The 16,696-nt window shown below is 62.4% G+C and carries 12 protein-coding genes; 10 read left to right on the forward strand and 2 right to left on the reverse strand.

Translation table 11 applies throughout. The features are described 5' to 3' along the window. Positions 1-45 precede the first annotated feature (45 nt). The 3 genes from OKW87_RS05675 to OKW87_RS05685 all read left to right on the forward strand — a co-directional run bounded on the left by OKW87_RS05675 (position 46) and on the right by OKW87_RS05685 (position 4,762). A complete protein-coding gene (locus OKW87_RS05675; RefSeq protein WP_265543007.1) occupies positions 46-1,956 on the forward strand; it encodes a hypothetical protein in 1,911 nt (636 codons plus the stop codon). 102 nt (positions 1,957-2,058) lie between these two features. Beyond that, positions 2,059-3,975, forward strand: a complete 1,917-nt coding sequence (locus tag OKW87_RS05680; protein WP_265543008.1) for a hypothetical protein — start codon at positions 2,059-2,061, stop codon at positions 3,973-3,975. 40 nt (positions 3,976-4,015) lie between these two features. Then, the gene (locus OKW87_RS05685; RefSeq protein ID WP_265543009.1) at positions 4,016-4,762 is read left to right on the forward strand and encodes an IclR family transcriptional regulator; all 747 of its coding nucleotides are present in this window, start codon (positions 4,016-4,018) and stop codon (positions 4,760-4,762) included. Between the two features lie 476 nt (positions 4,763-5,238). Here the strand turns inward: OKW87_RS05685 and OKW87_RS05690 are convergent, their stop codons facing one another. Together OKW87_RS05690 and OKW87_RS05695 are read right to left on the reverse strand one after the other, a co-directional pair. Next, on the reverse strand, positions 5,239-6,501 hold the full coding sequence (locus tag OKW87_RS05690) for a hypothetical protein (RefSeq protein WP_265543010.1): 1,263 nt from the start codon (positions 6,499-6,501) through the stop codon (positions 5,239-5,241). Positions 6,502-6,896: 395 nt separating this feature from the next. Further along, positions 6,897-8,582 (reverse strand): hypothetical protein, encoded by a 1,686-nt coding sequence (locus tag OKW87_RS05695; protein ID WP_265543011.1) that lies wholly within the window; start codon positions 8,580-8,582, stop codon positions 6,897-6,899. On the opposite strand from OKW87_RS05695, the gene OKW87_RS05700 reads away from it, so the two are divergent. The 7 genes from OKW87_RS05700 (at position 8,544) to OKW87_RS05730 (ending at position 16,537) form a co-directional block, all read left to right on the forward strand. Beyond that, positions 8,544-10,847: a hypothetical protein gene (locus OKW87_RS05700; RefSeq protein ID WP_265543012.1), complete on the forward strand. Its 2,304-nt coding sequence runs from the start codon at positions 8,544-8,546 to the stop codon at positions 10,845-10,847. The genes OKW87_RS05695 and OKW87_RS05700 overlap by 39 nt on opposite strands. Further along, a complete protein-coding gene (locus tag OKW87_RS05705; protein WP_265543013.1) occupies positions 10,844-11,155 on the forward strand; it encodes a hypothetical protein in 312 nt (103 codons plus the stop codon). Before OKW87_RS05700 ends, OKW87_RS05705 begins: the two co-directional genes overlap by 4 nt. Next, a complete protein-coding gene (locus OKW87_RS05710; protein WP_265543014.1) occupies positions 11,152-12,072 on the forward strand; it encodes a restriction endonuclease in 921 nt (306 codons plus the stop codon). The genes OKW87_RS05705 and OKW87_RS05710 overlap by 4 nt, the downstream gene beginning before the upstream one ends. Positions 12,073-12,080: 8 nt before the next feature. Beyond that, positions 12,081-13,400, forward strand: coding sequence for a hypothetical protein (locus OKW87_RS05715; RefSeq protein WP_265543015.1), 1,320 nt, complete (start codon positions 12,081-12,083; stop codon positions 13,398-13,400). A 547-nt stretch (positions 13,401-13,947) separates the two neighbouring features. Then, positions 13,948-15,159 (forward strand): hypothetical protein, encoded by a 1,212-nt coding sequence (locus tag OKW87_RS05720; RefSeq protein WP_265543016.1) that lies wholly within the window; start codon positions 13,948-13,950, stop codon positions 15,157-15,159. Further along, positions 15,156-15,860, forward strand: a complete 705-nt coding sequence (locus OKW87_RS05725) for a PDZ domain-containing protein (RefSeq protein WP_265543017.1) — start codon at positions 15,156-15,158, stop codon at positions 15,858-15,860. Before OKW87_RS05720 ends, OKW87_RS05725 begins: the two co-directional genes overlap by 4 nt. A gap of 11 nt (positions 15,861-15,871) precedes the next feature. Continuing rightward, positions 15,872-16,537, forward strand: coding sequence for a PDZ domain-containing protein (locus OKW87_RS05730; RefSeq protein ID WP_265543018.1), 666 nt, complete (start codon positions 15,872-15,874; stop codon positions 16,535-16,537). Positions 16,538-16,696 lie beyond the last annotated feature (159 nt).

The raw sequence follows: 16,696 nt of genomic DNA on the forward strand, positions 1-16,696 counted from the left end.
CTCCGCGCGGCCTTCGACGGCGTGCGCTTGCAAAGGACGAGAGCAATGGCAAAGACTAGATTCAGCGCACTGATGATGACCGCGCTGCTCGCAGGCACGGCGACGGTCGCCACTGCATCGGCACCCCTGCCGCAGAACAAGCAACAGCAGCAGACCACTCGGCAACAGGATGCCGAGGATGCCGCGACCGATCGCGACGATATCGAGCGGTTCGCCAAGAAGGCTGCGCTCCAGCGCGACCTGGGCGCGACCCAGATGAACATCACCGAGGAACTGCCCTTCGCGCATTTCGAGCTCGACGCGGAAGATCCCTACCCCGCCTGGTTCGCGCATCATATCTCGCTGTTCAAGGTCTTCCCGAGCGCGGTCATGGCGCCCTTCATGGACAAGACGCACAGCCGCCGGCTGCAGCATCTCATCACCGAGCGGTGCCGCATCCTCGCGCAGAACAACCTGAGCGCGGTGTGGACCGCAAACGAGCCGACCGTGCTCCCCGAGGCCTTTTTCGACGCCTATCCCGAATATCGCGGACCGCGGATCGATCAGGCCAACCGCTCGCGCAAGGTGTTCCATTCGGCCGATGTCGACAACCCCGACATCAAGGCGATGTATCGGGAGACCGTGACCAGCCTTCTGCGCATCTGCCCGCAGATCGATACGTTCATTTGGGTGACCACAGATGCCGGCTCGGGCTTCGCCTGGAGCCCCGCGCTCTACCCCGGCGCCAACGGGCCGAGCGAGGGCGAGCGCAAGCCGCTCGCCGACCGCGTTGTCGGCTTCATGACCAACATCCAGCAGGCGGCGGCTGCTTCCGGCCACACCGTGCGGATGAACATCAATCAGATCGAGCCGCGCCAGTGGATGATCCCCACCTTCCAGCCCGATGTGCAAGAGAATATCGTCCGCAAGCTGCCGGCCGGCCTCGCGGTCAACGGCGAAGAAGGCCCTGACGGCAAGCCGTTCGAGACCGGCGTCAAGCGTCCGGCCAACAGCCCTTTCTATCCGGTCGTCGGGCTGGCGGTGCCGAGCTTCGAGCCCGAGCGTCCGAGCAACAGCACGCGGCGTGGCTTTGGCCTTGGAGAGCGAGAGAGCGTCCAGTTCAACTACCGCTTCTTCAAGTCGACCTCCGGCAAGCCGATGGCCGACCGCCTCCAGCGCCTCGCGGCGATCCGCGCTTTCGCGGTAAGCGAAGTGGGCGAGGATCAGGCATCCGGATTGGTCGAAGCATGGCAGGCGCTCGACAGCGTCGCGGAGCGGCTCGACGTGCTGAACTTCGGCGGCATGCTGCGCTTCGGCCACGTCCTCAATCGCTGGATCGAACGGCCGATGGTGCCGTTCCCGCTGGAGCTCAGCGATGCGGAAAAGGCCGACTATGACCCCTTCCTGTTCCAGGCGAAGGGCCCGGAGCAGGCATCGAACCTTGCCGATATCCAGGCGATGCGGATGTACGAGGGCTGGGGCGCGCGGCTTTTGTTCCAGCGCACGATCGAGACCGCGATGCCCGATGCCGAAAAGGCCCTTTCGATCCTCCAGAAGATCGCCGCGTCGCGCACCGATGGGGACTCGCGCGCCTATTGGGATCTCAGCGCCAAGCGCGTCCAGGCGCTGATCCTGCTTATGCGCTCGGCGGACAATATGGTCGCTTATCAGGCGCAGCTCGATCGCGTGAAGGCGCTCGGTATCACGCCGGAAAAGGACCCCGTGCTCGGCGTCCAGTCCGATTGGGCCCGCGCCGACATGATGAACCTGGCGCGACGCGAGATCGACTTCGCCATCGCGATGGACAAGCTGTTGGCCAGCACCAGCGCGCCTATCCTTGATCTGGCACCCACCGTGCGCGGCGAATATACGATGCGCCTCGGCCCCGACCTTCAGCAAGTGCTCCGCCGCAAGGTGAAGACGATGAACGCGCACTGGCGCGACTATGATCGCCTGTTCACGGTCCCCAATCCCTGAGCCGATAACCGCCCCTCAATCCTCGAGAACATGACGACTTCGTCCGTGCGGCACCTGCGTGCCGCACGGCGGGTCGGTGACGCCATAGACCGGGAGAAAACAATGCGTTGGAGCCGCTCGACCAGCCGCCTCGCGATCATCGCCGCCATGTCGATCATGGCCAGCGCCCAGGCATTCGCCCAAGGCGCACGCGACTTGTCGCTCAACGCTGGCCGTCCGGCGCCCACGCCGTCGCAGCTGGCGGCGGCGGACGCGGCGGACCTGCAGGAATTCGAGCGCAAGGCCGTGCTCCAGCGCGAACTCGGCGCGACGCAGATGCAGATGACCGAAGGACTGCCGATCGCAACCTATGAGCTCGATGCCGACGATCCCTATCCGAACTGGTTCGCTTACCACATCTCGCTGTTCAAGATCGCGCCGCCGGAAGAGCTGAAGCGCTTTGTCGACATGGCCTATACTCGCCGCCTCCAGCGCGTCGTCGTGCAGCGCTGCGCGGTTCTGGCGCGGCACGGGCTCCAGGCGGTGTGGAGCGCCAACGAGCCGGCAGTGCTGCCCGAGCCCTTCTTCCAGGCCTATCCCCAATATCGTGGACCGCGGATCGATCAGGTCACGCGCTCGCGGAAAATCTACTTCTCGCCGACGGTCGATCATCCGGACATCGCCCGCATGTATCGCGGTGCGGTGACCGCGCTGCTCGATCTGTGCCCCCAGATCGATACCTTCATGTGGGTCACCACCGATGCCGGCTCGGGGTTCGACTGGACGCCGGCGCTCTATCCCGGCGCCAACGGCAACAGCAATTATGCCGATACGCGCCTGTCCGATCGCGTGAGCGCGTTCATGATCAACTTGCAGCTGGCCGCCAAGGCTGGTGGGCACGAAGTGCGAATCAACATCAACCAGATCGATCCGCGGCAATGGATGATCCCGACCTTCAGCTCGGACGTCCTAGAGAATCTCGTCCGCAAGCTGCCGCGCGGCCTCTCGGTCAACGGCAAGGAAGGCCCCGATGGCCGAGCGTTCGACACCAGCGAGACCCGAGGCGGCACCGCTGCACCCTTCTATCCGATAATCGGCCTCGTGGTCCCCGACTTCGCGCCGATCCCCGCCAGCAACAGCGCGCGCCGCGGTTTTAATCTCGGCGACCGGCAGAGCGTCGACTTCAACTATCGCATGTTCAAGGCGACTACGGCGCTGCCGATGGCCAGCCGCGTCGAGCGCATCCGCGCCCTACGCGTGTTCGCGGTGAGCGAAGTCGGCGAGGCGAACGCCGACGGATTGATCGAGGCGTGGACCGCGCTCGACGACGTGCGCCAGTATCTCAACGTGCTCAATTTCGGCGGGCTGCTGCGCTTCGGCCATGTGCTGAACCGCTGGATGACGCGGCCGATGGTTCCCTTTCCGCTCGAGCTGAGCGATGCGGAAAAGACCGACTATCGTCCCTTCCTGTTCCAGGCGAAGGGCGAGGAGCAGGCCGCGAACCTGATCGATATCCAGGCGATGCGCATGTATGGCGATTGGGGCGGCCGCTTCCTGTTCCAGCGCACCGTGGAGCTGGCCGTGCCCCGCGCCGAGCGCGCCCGCAGCCTGATTCAGGATATCGCCGCCAAGCAACAGGATGCCGCCGCGCGCGCGCATTGGCAGGTGATGGAGAAGCGCGTCCAGGCGCTGATCTACCTGCTGCGATCGGCCGACAACATGGTCCAGTATCAGGCGCAGCTCGATCGCGTGAAGGGGCTGGGCATTGCCCCCGAGAAGGACCCCGTGCTGGGCACCCAGTCGGATTGGGCGCGAACCGATCTCGTCAACTTGGCGCGGCGCGAGATCGACACGGCGGTCAATCTCGAGCAGCTGCTGGCCAGTTCGGACATCCCGATCCTCGACCAGGCGGCACTCCCCGGCGACGAGACAGCGATGCGGCTCGGCCCCAATCTGCGCCGCGCGTTGCAGAACAAGGTGCGCACGATGAATAATCGTTGGCGCGATTACGATCGGCTATTCACCACGCCCAATCCCTGATCGGCTGCGTATTGGGAAGATTGAAATGACGAACATAGAATTGGACGTAGGCCGGCACGGCGCACGAACGCTTGAGCGGGGGCTTGATCTGCTCGAGCGCGTCGTCGGCGAGCCTATGAACGTGCACGACCTCGCTGGACAAGCGGGGCTGGGCCTCTCAACGACCCGGCGGCTGGTGGCGAGCCTCGTCGATAAGGGCTTCCTGACGATCAATCATAACCGCGTCTTCCTGGCCGGGCCGAAGCTGCTCGAATTGGGCGCACGCGGGCGCGATCAGCTCGACCTCGTCAATGTCGCGCGGCCGTATCTCAAGATTCTGTCCGCGGCGACCGGCACGCCATCCTTTCTAGGCGAGCGATTCCATGATGAATCTGTGCATTTGCACTGCGAACCCGGCACGCAGCGGGTGCGGGTGAGCACCTCAGTCGGCGCGCGCAGTAGCTTGCCCGAGACTAGCCTAGGGCGCGCGCTGCTTCTCGACGACTCCGACGACGAATGGCAGCGCTTGTTCGCCAAGGCGGCCCCGGAACATCGCGCACCGGGATGGAAGCAGGCGATGCGCGCGGCACATGCCGAAGGCCTGATCGTCTTCGACAGTCCTTCGTCCGACCGTACCCGAGCGGTCGCCGCGCCGGTACGAGATGCATTGGGCACGATCATTGCCGCAATCAGCATCGTCGGCGCGATGCAATATGTCGACGAGTCGGAGCTGGATCGCATCGGACCTCTGGTCCGCGACGCCGCGGAGGCAATAAGTTTTCAGTTGGGATACGCTCGGGGTAAGTAGCAAAGTACGGATCATCGTGCTGCGTTACGGCCGCTTCTGGGTACATATACGCGAGGTGGAGCGACCGCTATTGGGCCGCTAGCCGCCGGTCCGCTTTTGGACCGCCACCAGCCGATAGCTGCCGTTGGTGCGAGATATCCTCAAACGGCGGGAAACGACCAGAGCCGGTCATTCAGATCGGCCGACGCGAACGTCTGCTCCAGACGATACCAGTCATTCGGGTCTCTTCAGCCCGTCCGCCGGGACGCGCCGACATAGCAGACGTCCAGAGCGTTTTATTGGCTCCCTGATAGCAGACGAGCGTTCACCGACTATGCCGGTCTCGCCGGCAAGCCTTTGGCGGTACCGACGGCGCCGAATAGTCGTCCCAGCAACCTTACTCTGGCGTCGCACCGCGATGCCCATTGGCACGGTTAGATGCCCATCCGCATGCCACGATTGTGAGAGTGTCCTGCCTCTCGTGAAGCGCGGTTGACTCACTTGTTCCTGTTCAAGGCCAGCCGCCGATCCACCAACTTTCGCGCTCGCTTCAAGGCCTTGTCCGTTCGGGGAAGATCGACATAGGCGAGAAGCTCCTCATGGCTATCAAACGTGCGACCATGGAAGATCCAGTGCAGGATGTGGCGCGTGAACAGGTCGCGCAGAACCTGGCTTTGCTCCATGAATGCATCGCCGTGCCCGCGGGCGTGGACGTGCTCGTTTCGAAGTCGGGAGATATGGCCGAGTTGCCAACGCGTCAGGTGATGATCGGCGTCTGAAAACGTGGCTCGATCTATGACCTTTTGGTTCGAGCGATCTCTGGCCCCGTCCTCGACATAGATTTTCTCCAGCGCTGTCCAAAACCGGAGGAGCCGGTGGTTTCCTTCGCTCGCTTCGAAGGCATCCTGCGAGATTTGTAAAGCAGGTACGAGGACGTGCTTGAGAGGATGGCTGTTGAGCGCGGACAGTGCCTTTCGGGTGAACGGCACGATCTGGAGATACTTGTCCATACCGGGGTGCGGCGCATTCCACGCCGCCTCGTCGTAATTCGGGTCGTACCAGATACGGTTTTCGCCGAGGAACTTGCGATCTTGAAACACAAATTGGAAGGGCCCCATGCGCAACTGGCCCGCCGTCCAGGTATTGCCCGACATGATCGTCCAACTGCCCCGGGTTTGGTAGATGTTCATCAAGGCCATGAGCAGGTTGAGTGCGTCCAACATCCGGTCGACCGCGTCGTCTTCCTTGCGTTCGCGGCAGCTCAGAATTATGTAACCGGACCGTGTCGGAGTATCGGGGACGACAGCTCCAATGTTGGAGTTGTGGAACGGCGCTAGCCGAAGCCATTTCGGCATTTGCCCGCAAAGACGGATCGAAACATCGCCCCACTTAAACTTCAGAATCTGGGTCTGGTCGATCCCGTGAATCCTGATCTTGGTCCACAGGGTGAACTCCTTCAAACGGACATCGCGGTTTTGCCGATAGATTTCCTCAGCTCGCGCGATCAGGGCGTCGGCCGTTAGAGGACCTTCTCGACGGCAATCGTAGAGTGCTTTGCGAAAAATTCGAATTGCCGCCGACCGTCTCAGCCCTGGTTTGACGGTGAAGGCGTCGGGAAGAATTTCCTCAAAGTTGTCGAATGCTCGAAAGGACGGAAAGCTGATTCCACCTTCGACGACCGTCGTCATGCTTTCGAAAAGGTCGAAGAACTCCTGCAATTGCTCGTTCGAGACCAGCTTGAGATTGCGCTTGATCGGCATCGGGCATCCAGACGGTTGGGACGGACAGAATGGCTGTAAAAAGGGTGCGGTGGCGAATTCGACAAGTGCATTTGGCTCAGATTTCGGTCAGTGACGAGCATTGCCAACAAAGGTGACCTTCAGCGGCGCGAATTCGGCCACCGAAAGCTGCCGCTAGTTCATGTGCAAGCTGGAGGCGGGAGCTGGACCAATTGCGGACTGGCGGGTTTCAGACGATCGAAGAAGGAAAGCTGCTTTTCAGAGCTGAGCCGCGCGCTCCACCGTTTTCAACCAGATGTCGCCATTCCGCCGCAGAGTGCAACGCGTCGGCATTTGTCTGAACCTACCATTCCTCTTTTTCCACGTCGTAATGATTGTAGCGGATCGGCTAGGAACCGAGCGCCGAGGATATTGCGCTAACGCTCAATGAGCTGCGGAACCGGCAACAGGAACCATGGGACGCGATCCGAGAAGAGCAGCGAACTTAAAATCGCCGCCATCGCCTGCCCAGATCCGGAAGGTGCTGGGAAGTCTGGCCAGGCCGCCTCCAGTTCGGCAACGCTCCATACGTCATGTCCAATTTGGAAGACGGAGTTCACACCGCTCGCGATATGTTCCTCGCCGAAGGTCAGATAAGTCTCAGGAAGGTAGGCGTTCAGAGCGAGGTGGTCGAGCTGAGCGAGCGACCGATCGAAATGCTCGGACAGGTCGAAAAGCCGTGACGCCCTAAGCAAGGCCAGAACCAGTTCGGTCGGCTGGGCGACGAGTTCGAGGTTTGGCTCCGTCCCGGACCCTGTCCGCGCGACCAGATACGACAGCTGCTTGCTTGGATCGAGGTCGGACCGGGCGACCCGCCCGTCGCAAAGAACTGCTGACGAGAACATGTGGCTCAGTAGCCGCTCGCCATGATCCAGAAGACCTGCATGCGACGATGCCGTGAGCGCGATGAGAACGTCAGGAGCTTGGCAATCGCTCATCGACACCAGCGACAGGGAATACGTCGCGAAAATCCGTGAGTAGAGATCGTCGAGCCTCTCCGCCGCAGACGATCCGCATTCGCCTGCGATCCGCCGAGCGTGAACGGCGAAGGCGGCCCAGCCGAGCAACTTCGACAGCCTCAGGGGAAGACGGTAGAGTTCGCCAAGACCTCCGTTGATCAGCGCGAACTCGTATCCGGCGATCGCAGCGACGACGTCACCCACTGCGTCCTCCGCCATACCCGCAAGACCGCTGCATGACGTGGCTAGCCATTGGTCCACCGCCGGCTGTCCTGATCTAGGAAGCAGCGCCACCGCACACGCTGCGCGGACCTCGAGTTCACGGAATCGGTCCCTCGAACTTCGCGCGCGGTTGGAAAAGGACTCCTCGATCCGCGCCACCAGCCCAATCGCCGTTTCGGCATCTTCGCCGAGACGTGCCAGCAAGGGCTCGAGTCGGGCGAGGAACTTGCGGGGCTCCCAATCCGTCGCGACGTCGACGTAGGGCTCCCACAACTGCGGCAGCCCCTCCCGGATCGCGGCGGAGGTAGCGGAGTCCGGCCACCCGACGAGCACGCTTCTAAGCGGAGCATCACCGGATCCGGCGTGCGGGTTGCGACAGAAACTGGAAGGGCCGTAGAGGTTCAGACCCCACACGACTGGCGTTTGACCGCCGGCGGCCACTCGCTCCGACACCGCGCGTCCGATCTCGACCAGGTCGAGTGCAGGCGTAGCATCCTGCAGGAAGACGTCGCCACGTACGCAGTCGAGGAGAGCGGTGGTGCCTATGCCGTGCCCGCCCACCTCATATGCTGATTGATTGGCGGCGGCAGTCGCGACGAGGGTTACTCCGGGGGTTCCAAGCTCTCCCATCACCTCCGACTTCAGGATCACGTTGAGATCGGAGATTAACCCCCCTGACTGGCACGCGTCGATGAACAGGTAGGTCTGCTTGGGCGCGGCTTCGGCGACCATCCGCAAGAGGTCGGCGAGCGACAGGGCGATATCTGCATCCAGCACGACGGGCGGCTCAGCCTCTTCGCCGAACGTGTCATCAATGCCATCGACGATCGCCTGCTCACTCAGGTGATGGTCAATCTGGGGCGTCTCGATTGGCGCCGACATGGCGGTGATCCCACAAACAGCAATTTGCTCAAGGCCGCTTGGGCTCGCTTCCGCGACATCGACTATGACTGGGATCCTCGTATCGAGGCTGTACGCGCGGTAGCGATCTATCAGCCGGCGCAGGCGCTACGCTTCGTCAGCGACCGGCTCCGTGGCGGTAAGGCCTTCCGTGAGGCAGCGCCGATTCTCTCGAATATCGCGCACACCGAGCGCTACCGTCGCGAGGCATTGCAGCTGCTTTGGGAGATGGGACAAACCGATACGCGCGAAACCGGCTCCAACCCGGGTCATCCGATCCGGGCGTTATCCGAGCTTTGCGAGTTTGCCGAGCACAAGCCGCGCGAATTCAACGAAGAGATTGCTGCCTTTGCGTTTGACTTGATGGACGACGATCGGGCGTGGGACGGTGCGCACACGCCACTCTCGATCGTCGCTCCCTTACTGAAAGGTACGATAGACAAATCGCGCGCCAGTGCGCGGGCAATCATGCTCTCGAGCGCATTCGTAACCTACGAATATGCGCTCCCGCTGCGGCGCGCTGTGATCGACCGGATTGTCGGCTTGCTGGAACATAGCAACCCGCGAGTCGGCGCTATCGCTGCCCGCTATCTCCACGATGCGCTGAGGATGCCCTACGGCATCGGCAGCATGTCGCCGCCAGAGAATTTGCGCGAACAATATCAGGCGGAGTTCGCCGCCACGATCGAGGTGGTCACCGCGATCATGGATCGCGGCGGCCTATCGGCCACGACGATGCTCGCCATCGCGGATGCGGTCAGCTGGTACGCTCAATATGGCGGCGGGAAGCCTGGCGACGCAGCGAACCGCTTCCTCGACGGCCTTCCTAACGACCTGAACTTCCGCCTGCGCGCAGCGATGGTCGATCGTGCCCGGTTTGCTTTTCGCAGCCAGATCGCCCGTGAGGCGGAAGAGGACGATGTCGAGAAATGGCTGCCAGCGCTCGCAAACGAGCTGAAGGAAACATGGCCAGAAGCGGAGAACCTGCTCGATCAGCTCGAGGACGCGCTGGCCGACTTGGCTCGGGCCGCAGTCGGCGATGGCTCCGCTTACATGCTGGTCAACACCCTTTTGCAGGATGACCTACCGCTCGTCCGCGCGCTGCTGGTGCGTGCGGCGACCGATCCCAGATCACCGTTTCGCAGCTTCGTTTGGGGCGCCATGGCCCAGTTGCTCAATCTTGAGCCTGCCGATGGTCGCCGCCAGATCGAGCGATTTCTCGAGCGCGACGCAGACATGGCAGCGCGCGCCGTGGCAGCGCTCGGGTCGCTGACGCGAGCTTTCACCGCGGAAGATCTTCGGTTGCTGCGCCGCGCCGTGTCGAGTGCCGAGGTGGCTGTGTCCCGCTCGGCGCTCGCGGCCCTTCGCTGGTCGAAAGACCTTACCGATCAGCAGGTGAAGGCGATCGCCCTCCTGGCGCCATTTGAGCAACATCCCGATTTGCTCAGCGAAGTCGCGTCCTTGCTGCTGGAACGGCGCCGCAAACTTGTAGCGCTTCTCGACACGAACGACGTGGAAGAGCTGCTGGCGCGGATGCGCGACATCAAGGATTTCCAGGGTCACTGGGTGGAATCGCTGCTCGGCGGACTTGCCGAGCACTTCCCCGTGCCCTTCGCCGACTTCCTGTTCCAGCGCACTGACCGAGCGCTCCGCGAGGAGGAAGGTGACATCGAACTGCTCGGTTACCGCTTCCACGAGGGCAAGCTTGGCTTTCACAAGTCTGCCGACGCAGCGCGGGTGCTCGATCGTGCTTGGGCATGGCTTCGCCAGCACGATGATGACGACGGCTATAAAGTCTATCGCGCGGCTGAACTGGTCGCAGGCATGTTCGACATCGACGCCGATCTCGTGGTCGAGTTTCTCGATGGCAAGCTCGACGCAGCAGGCGTTGTCGAGTTGAAGTGGATCTCGAAGCTGGTGCGCCACACGCACCATCTGTTCGCCTTCAAGCAGCGGCGCTTTGTGGAACGCTATCTCGACCGGTGTGCGGCAGCCGATAGCGAGGCATTGAATTGGGCGATCGACGCGCTTGCTGCGGCCGCTATGTCCGGTATGAAATCGGGTACGCGAGGCGAACCGATGCCGCGCGATCTGAAAGCCCGGGATGACGCGCAGGCCGTGCTCAGCACCATGCCTCGTCTCTCACCCGCCTATCCTCTCTACGAGGCGATCCTGAAGGATGCGGAGCGTGATATCGCGCAAGCCATCCGTGAAGGTCAGGCACTCGATGCCGAGGATGAGGAATGATGGGGCGTCGTGCGTCTGAGCGGCTGCGTCAGGAACGCGAGACGTTCGACCAGCTGAAAGCGCACGATTCGTTGTGGTTCAAGCTTCGACTGACGACCGGCCTCGTCGCGATTGTCGCGTTGCTGGTCGTCCTGTTCGTGGCGGCGCGGGTCGTTCCCACGCCGTCGCAATATTCCGAGACGACCATCACCCTCGCGTCGGTCGCCATTCTCGCCGACATCGCCGGGCTCGCGGGAACGGTGTTTCTACTCGTGCTGCGCGATGGCAGCGGTCATTTGCGTCCGATCGTCGGGCTCAGCGGCAAATGAGCGCACCGTGGCAAGATTTCGAACGGGCCGTCGCCGCCCTATGTCAGGCGCTTGCGCCCGATGCGAAGGTGACACACGACGCGAAGACCCTCGATGTCGATATCGGCTCGCGACGCCAGCGCGATGTCTGGATCGAAGCGCTGATCGGCGGCCACTTCGCTGTCAAGATCCTCGTCAGCTGCAAGCGATATGCGCGCAAGGTCACCGTTCAGCAGGTGGATGCCTTCCTTGGCGAGCTTGGCTCTTCCGGCGCGAACATGGGGATCATTTACAGCGCGTCGGGCTTCACGAGAGATGCGCTCGCCAAGGCGAAAGCGCGGGGCATCTCAGCCTGCGTGCTTTTGGCCAATCAGCCGCCGCCGATCCCCGCGATCCTGCTCTTCGACGCCTATTTTCTGGATGAGCGTATCCAGCTCGTGGCGACCGGCCTGACAGGAACGGTCGACTGGAAGGCGTTGCTCAATGCGGACACGGTGATCGACGGCGAGACGCTGCCGGTCCATCGCGCGCTGGCGGCGGCGTTCGCCAGCGACCTCCCGGCATTGCAAGAGGCGGTCGGCGAAAAGGCGATGCCGGTGCGCGTGAATATTGTCACTCTCGCCGAGGCTGATGGCGTTGAGACCGTGCGCGTTGGTGTTCAAAGCCAATGGGCGATCTTCCGTGCGCGCACCGAAGCGTGGCTGGTAAACGGGTCATACAATTTCACCGGGGAAGATTTCAAAGGGAGCATCGCAACTCCTTCGATCGACACCTGGAGTTCTGTTCCAGGGCCTGGCTGGGAGCCGATTAGCGAAGACGAGGTCGGCATGGGTAACACGATAAAATTCTACCGCTTCCTGGAAGACAGCGGGCCTGCGTTCGCAGCGTTGGCATCGGGCGCGCTCGCCATTTCCGATCACCAAAGTGCGATGAGGTAGGAGGCGAGATGTCCGAGCACGATGATGGAGAAGAACCGGCGTTGGTCGAGGTGCCAACACCTCGGGCGCCCCGCATATGGCGCAATTGGCGCGCGGCTCGCAGCGGCGCGCCACGCCTTGGGATTACCGAATGCAGCTTGTTTTCCGATGTCTGGTTTGTCGCCGAGGCAATTGGCTACGGTCCCTATAGTCTTCTGAATCCTGTCGCGCGGACCACGTTTGACGGCGGCAGGTACGAGTGGAAGCCGGCGCTGACCTTGCGGGTGGACCAGCATCTGACGGGCGAACACCCCGATATGACGGTGACCGATGCCGAGCATTATCATGGCGGCTGGCTAGAAGACGAAGTGGCAGCTCTCGTTGCCGTGATATTCGGTGCTCGAGTCATTGCAGGGCCGGTGACCCGTGAATTTGAGGTTCATGGCGATCCGCTCGGCCGACCACGTACCCATTCAGCAGGGCGATTGCCGGTGCAGCCGCCGCGTGTCCAGGCAGCGCAGATTCCGACGTTATTAGGGCAGCGCGATCTCAGAGAAATCGAGCTTCTGTCGACCCTGCCGGATATGACGGTGGAGACTGTGACGGCGCTCGTGAAAAGTGCCCGCAGCTACCAGAAAGCGCTATGGCTGTCCGACACCGCACCTGAGCTGGCGTGGCTGTTGTTTGTGTCGGCGATCGAAACCGCCGCCAGCCATTGGGATATAGTCGAACTATCGCCGGTCGAGCGACTAGAACTTAGCTATCCAAAGATGGTCCGGCGGTTGCGTGAAAAGGCGGATGAAAAGCTTGTCGCAGATGTTGCAGCCGAGATGCGCAAGGTGATCGGCGCCACGAGCAAGTTTCGTGGCTTTTGTCGGCGTTTTAAGCCTCATCCTCCGGCCGACAGACCCCAATTTGGCCAGTTCGATTTTGATGACGCGAATTATCGCGACGCTATCGACAAGATTTACGACTATCGATCGAGAGCGCTACATGGCGGGTCGCCGTTTCCGCATCCGATGTGTATGCCGCCAATGTCCTACAGCGACGACGGTCGCGTAGAGGAAAGGCCGACCGGCCTCGCAGCTTCGTCTTACAGCGCGACGTGGCTCGCCGAAGACCTTCCGATGTATCTCCACACCTTCGCCTACATCACCCGCGGGGTTCTGCTGAATTGGTGGAGGTCGCTCACTGAACCCATTGCAGATGGGCACTATCCGCGCGTAATGGGCTCTGCCGTAAGCTCATCGCAGGACCGGACCGGCTGCGACCGAACTCCAGCTAATCCCGCCCGCGCGTCCGATGGCCTGAGCTTGCTTACCCTCTTAGATGGTAAACTTAGAAGGTAAAAAGTCGTTGCGGAGCAGAACCGTCATGACGGTCGCGGTAAACGGCAGCTTTCGGGAGCGCCGATTTGGCGGGCGAACGACCGATATGGGCGCAAAGCTGCCGTAGCGGGCTATGAAAATAATATAGAGCTAAATATCCTTTCATCGGCGGGACAATCTCACGCGGGGCGGAGGTGGTTGCACGGCGCACAGAGACGATCCTCCATCTGATGCGTCCACGCATAGCGGTCGTCCGCGAACATGGGTCATTCAATCCCCCTTCCGTCGAATTGACTTGCGTCGTCTCGCATAGCGAGCAAATTGCCCCTGCCTTCGGTGAAAGCCCGAAGGCGGGGCGTGAGAACCTCGAACAGTGAAACTCGGTCACCAGCGATGCTGGAGGCCGGGTGGCATGCGCGTATGTCCAGCCGGCAACGGTAAAGGCGCATGCGCCTGATCACTGACCAGGTTCTCAACATCCGGCTTCAGGCCGTCGCCCCGAGAGGACATAGGTGCGACGCGGAAGCCGATAGGCAGGTCAGTGGCGCACCCAGACGGGAGAGGCGCCATGACGCTGGTTTTGCTTAATGACGACACGGCACAGGTGGTCCGCCGGGTGCCGCAAGGTGAGGCGCGGCGCGAAGCGACCCTGCGCGATCTAATCGCGGATCATCCGGCGATCCTGCCAGTGCATGATCTCGATCCCAGCTACGGTCGGCTAGTCACCGTCACGCGCGAGCTTTCGATCCCGGGGGTCGGTTTTGTCGATGTGCTGCTGATGGACGAGGCCGGCCGGCTGGTGGTTGTCGAGTGCAAACTCTGGCGCAACCCGCAGGCACGTCGCGAAGTCGTCGGCCAGATACTCGACTATGCCCGCGAGCTTAGCCGCTACGGTTATGAGGATCTGCAGCGCCAAGTCAGCATCGCCACCCGGCGGCACGGCAATGTCCTCTACGCGCTGGCACAGGAAGCTGGTGGCACGCTCGAGGAGGCCGAGTTTGTCGACCGAGTAACTCGCGACCTTGCCGCAGGACGCTTCCTGCTACTGGTGGTCGGCGACGGCATCGCTGAGGGCACGCGGCGGATCGGCGAATATCTACGCAACCAGCCTGGACTCGCGTTCAGCTTCGGGCTGGTGGAGATGGCAGAATATCGCCTGACCGATTCTGCCGGCACCGAGCACGCCATCGTGCAGCCGCGGGTGCTCGCACAGACGACCACGATCGAGCGACATGTTATCCGCAGCGAAGTGCCCGGCATCGTTTTCGAGGTCTTGGAACAGGCGCAGAGCGGCTCGCCGGCGGCGCCCTCCCCTCGCGCTACGTCTGACACGGGTGGTCGCTGGCGGATGTTCGCAGATCGCTTCATCGCTGAGACCAACTTCGACGATCCTGGACAGCCCCCGCCGCGCAACGGCGGCAATGGCTGGATCCGCGTGCCCCTGCCGGACGGGCTGTACGTCAACGTCTATCGTAGCAGCGCTGGAGCTGGTCAGCTCGGCGCCCAGGTCCGGTTTCCCGATGTCGAGGCGCGCGCAGCGTTCGATCCTCTCCTGAGCGAGCGTGACGTTATCGACGCTGAGTTTGCAGCAGCAGGCTTGGAAGCGCCTGAATGGACGACCGGGGTCGCGCCGATGCTGAGCCTCACCACACCCTCCCCCCAGCCCTACAATGAAGCCGGCGAAGCCGAGCAGCGCCAATGGATGGCTCGGGCCGCCAACCAGTTCGTCAACAGCCTGCGCCCGCGATTGCAGCGGCTCAATCAGGAGCTGGCGGCATGACCGGGACGCTTAGAACCGCTGTCACCGCGTCGGCGCTGCTGCTCGGGGCTTACTCCAGCAACGCTCAGGCGCAGGACGAGAGCCACAAACATGGTCCAGCGCCGGCCTGGGAGACGTTCCGACAACAGGGGGAAGCGGCCATAACCGCTCGCCTGATCGATCCTGAGTCCGCCCGCATCAACTGGCTTGGCGGCTATATGAAGGGCGGGTTCAAACCGTTTCTCGAAGGCAGGGTGCGAGGCTATGTCGCGTGCGGCACGGTCAATGCGCGCAACCGGATGGGCGGATACACCGGCGCCAGCACCTTTGTGGTGGTGATCGACTACGACCGGGTGATTTACTCCGAGATCGACAAGCGCGCGGGCGGGATGATCTCCGAGCAATGTGGATCGGCCCTTCGCTCGGGTCTCTTGCCGCCCCTCGCGGCTGCTCAGCCAACCACTGGAGCATCAACAACCCAAGGCGCGGCGTCGGGGCTGACGCTTCGCTCGATGCCTGATGGTGCTTATGTGAGCGCAGTCGTCGCGGACAGCCCAGCAGCCTTGGCGGGGCTCAAGCCCGGCATGGTCATCGCCAGCGTCAACGCCATCCCGCTCCAAGGTATGGGCGACGCCATGCTCAAGGTACTTGATGCAGCAGGCGCCAGCGCAGAGCTCACGATCATCGGCGGCAAGGCTCTGAAGCTGGGGAGCACGCAATGACGCGAGCGCTAATGATGCTGGCCACCGCCCTGGCGCTACTGACAGGCTTGCCTGCGCTCGCTCGCGACAAATATGTCTACGGTCCAGAGCCGGAGTGGGAACGCTATAAGAAGCTTGGCGAGGAAGCTGTTCGCGCCAAGCTTCCCGACCCGCAAAACTGGGCGGTTGAGTGGCCCAACGGCTACGCGCAGTTCATCTGGTTTCACAAAGGCAAGTTCCCAGGTTACGCCACCTGCGGGCTCCTGCGCGCGACCGTGCCAGGCCAAGGCCGCCGCTCCGTGATCAACTTTGGCATCGTGATCGATTATGATCAGGTCAAGAAGGTCCACATCAGCGACAAGTCAACCAACAGCCTGACCAACCTCGTCTGCGCAGAACTGGTTTCGCGCGGCACGCTGCCGCCGGCTTCAGTCATGGATGCGCCAAAGGACGTGTCGATCGCAGCGCTCGGCCTAACGATCCGAGCGATGCCCGAGGGCGCGTACGTGCTCGCCATCGGCAAAGGGTCAGCGGCCGACGGCACAGGGCTCACCGCCGGCACCGTAATCACCAAGGTCAACGGTATCGCGCTGGGCGGCCTGGGATCCGCGATGGCCAAGATCCTCGAAAGCCCTGCCCCGACACTGAGCCTCGAAACCGCGGCCGGCAACCCAATCGAAATCAAACGAGCACTCTGATGGGCGGCCGCTGGCAAATGGACTGGTATAATGGCTGGAGCCCGGAGGAGCGGCTAGCTCCACTGCCGGTGCAGCGCGAGGCCATTCGATCCGGAGCAATTGCTAAACCCCGCACCTGCTCGATCTGTAACATCACCCCGCAGCGCGGCTCCGCCAACT

The sequence above is a fragment of the Sphingomonas sp. M1-B02 genome, assembly GCF_026167525.1.
Classification (GTDB): Bacteria; Pseudomonadota; Alphaproteobacteria; order Sphingomonadales; family Sphingomonadaceae; genus Sphingomonas.

Bases quoted from the DNA above. Each gene is read 5' to 3' on its own strand.
- OKW87_RS05675 (WP_265543007.1), top strand. From the start codon at position 46: ATGGCAAAGACTAGATTCAGCGCACTGATGATGACCGCGCTGCTCGCA.
- OKW87_RS05680 (WP_265543008.1), top strand. From the start codon at position 2,059: ATGCGTTGGAGCCGCTCGACCAGCCGCCTCGCGATCATCGCCGCCATG.
- OKW87_RS05690 (WP_265543010.1), bottom strand. From the start codon at position 6,501: ATGCCGATCAAGCGCAATCTCAAGCTGGTCTCGAACGAGCAATTGCAG.
- OKW87_RS05695 (WP_265543011.1), bottom strand. From the start codon at position 8,582: ATGTCGGCGCCAATCGAGACGCCCCAGATTGACCATCACCTGAGTGAG.
- OKW87_RS05705 (WP_265543013.1), top strand. From the start codon at position 10,844: ATGATGGGGCGTCGTGCGTCTGAGCGGCTGCGTCAGGAACGCGAGACG.
- OKW87_RS05710 (WP_265543014.1), top strand. From the start codon at position 11,152: ATGAGCGCACCGTGGCAAGATTTCGAACGGGCCGTCGCCGCCCTATGT.
- OKW87_RS05715 (WP_265543015.1), top strand. From the start codon at position 12,081: ATGTCCGAGCACGATGATGGAGAAGAACCGGCGTTGGTCGAGGTGCCA.
- OKW87_RS05720 (WP_265543016.1), top strand. From the start codon at position 13,948: ATGACGCTGGTTTTGCTTAATGACGACACGGCACAGGTGGTCCGCCGG.
- OKW87_RS05725 (WP_265543017.1), top strand. From the start codon at position 15,156: ATGACCGGGACGCTTAGAACCGCTGTCACCGCGTCGGCGCTGCTGCTC.
- OKW87_RS05730 (WP_265543018.1), top strand. From the start codon at position 15,872: ATGATGCTGGCCACCGCCCTGGCGCTACTGACAGGCTTGCCTGCGCTC.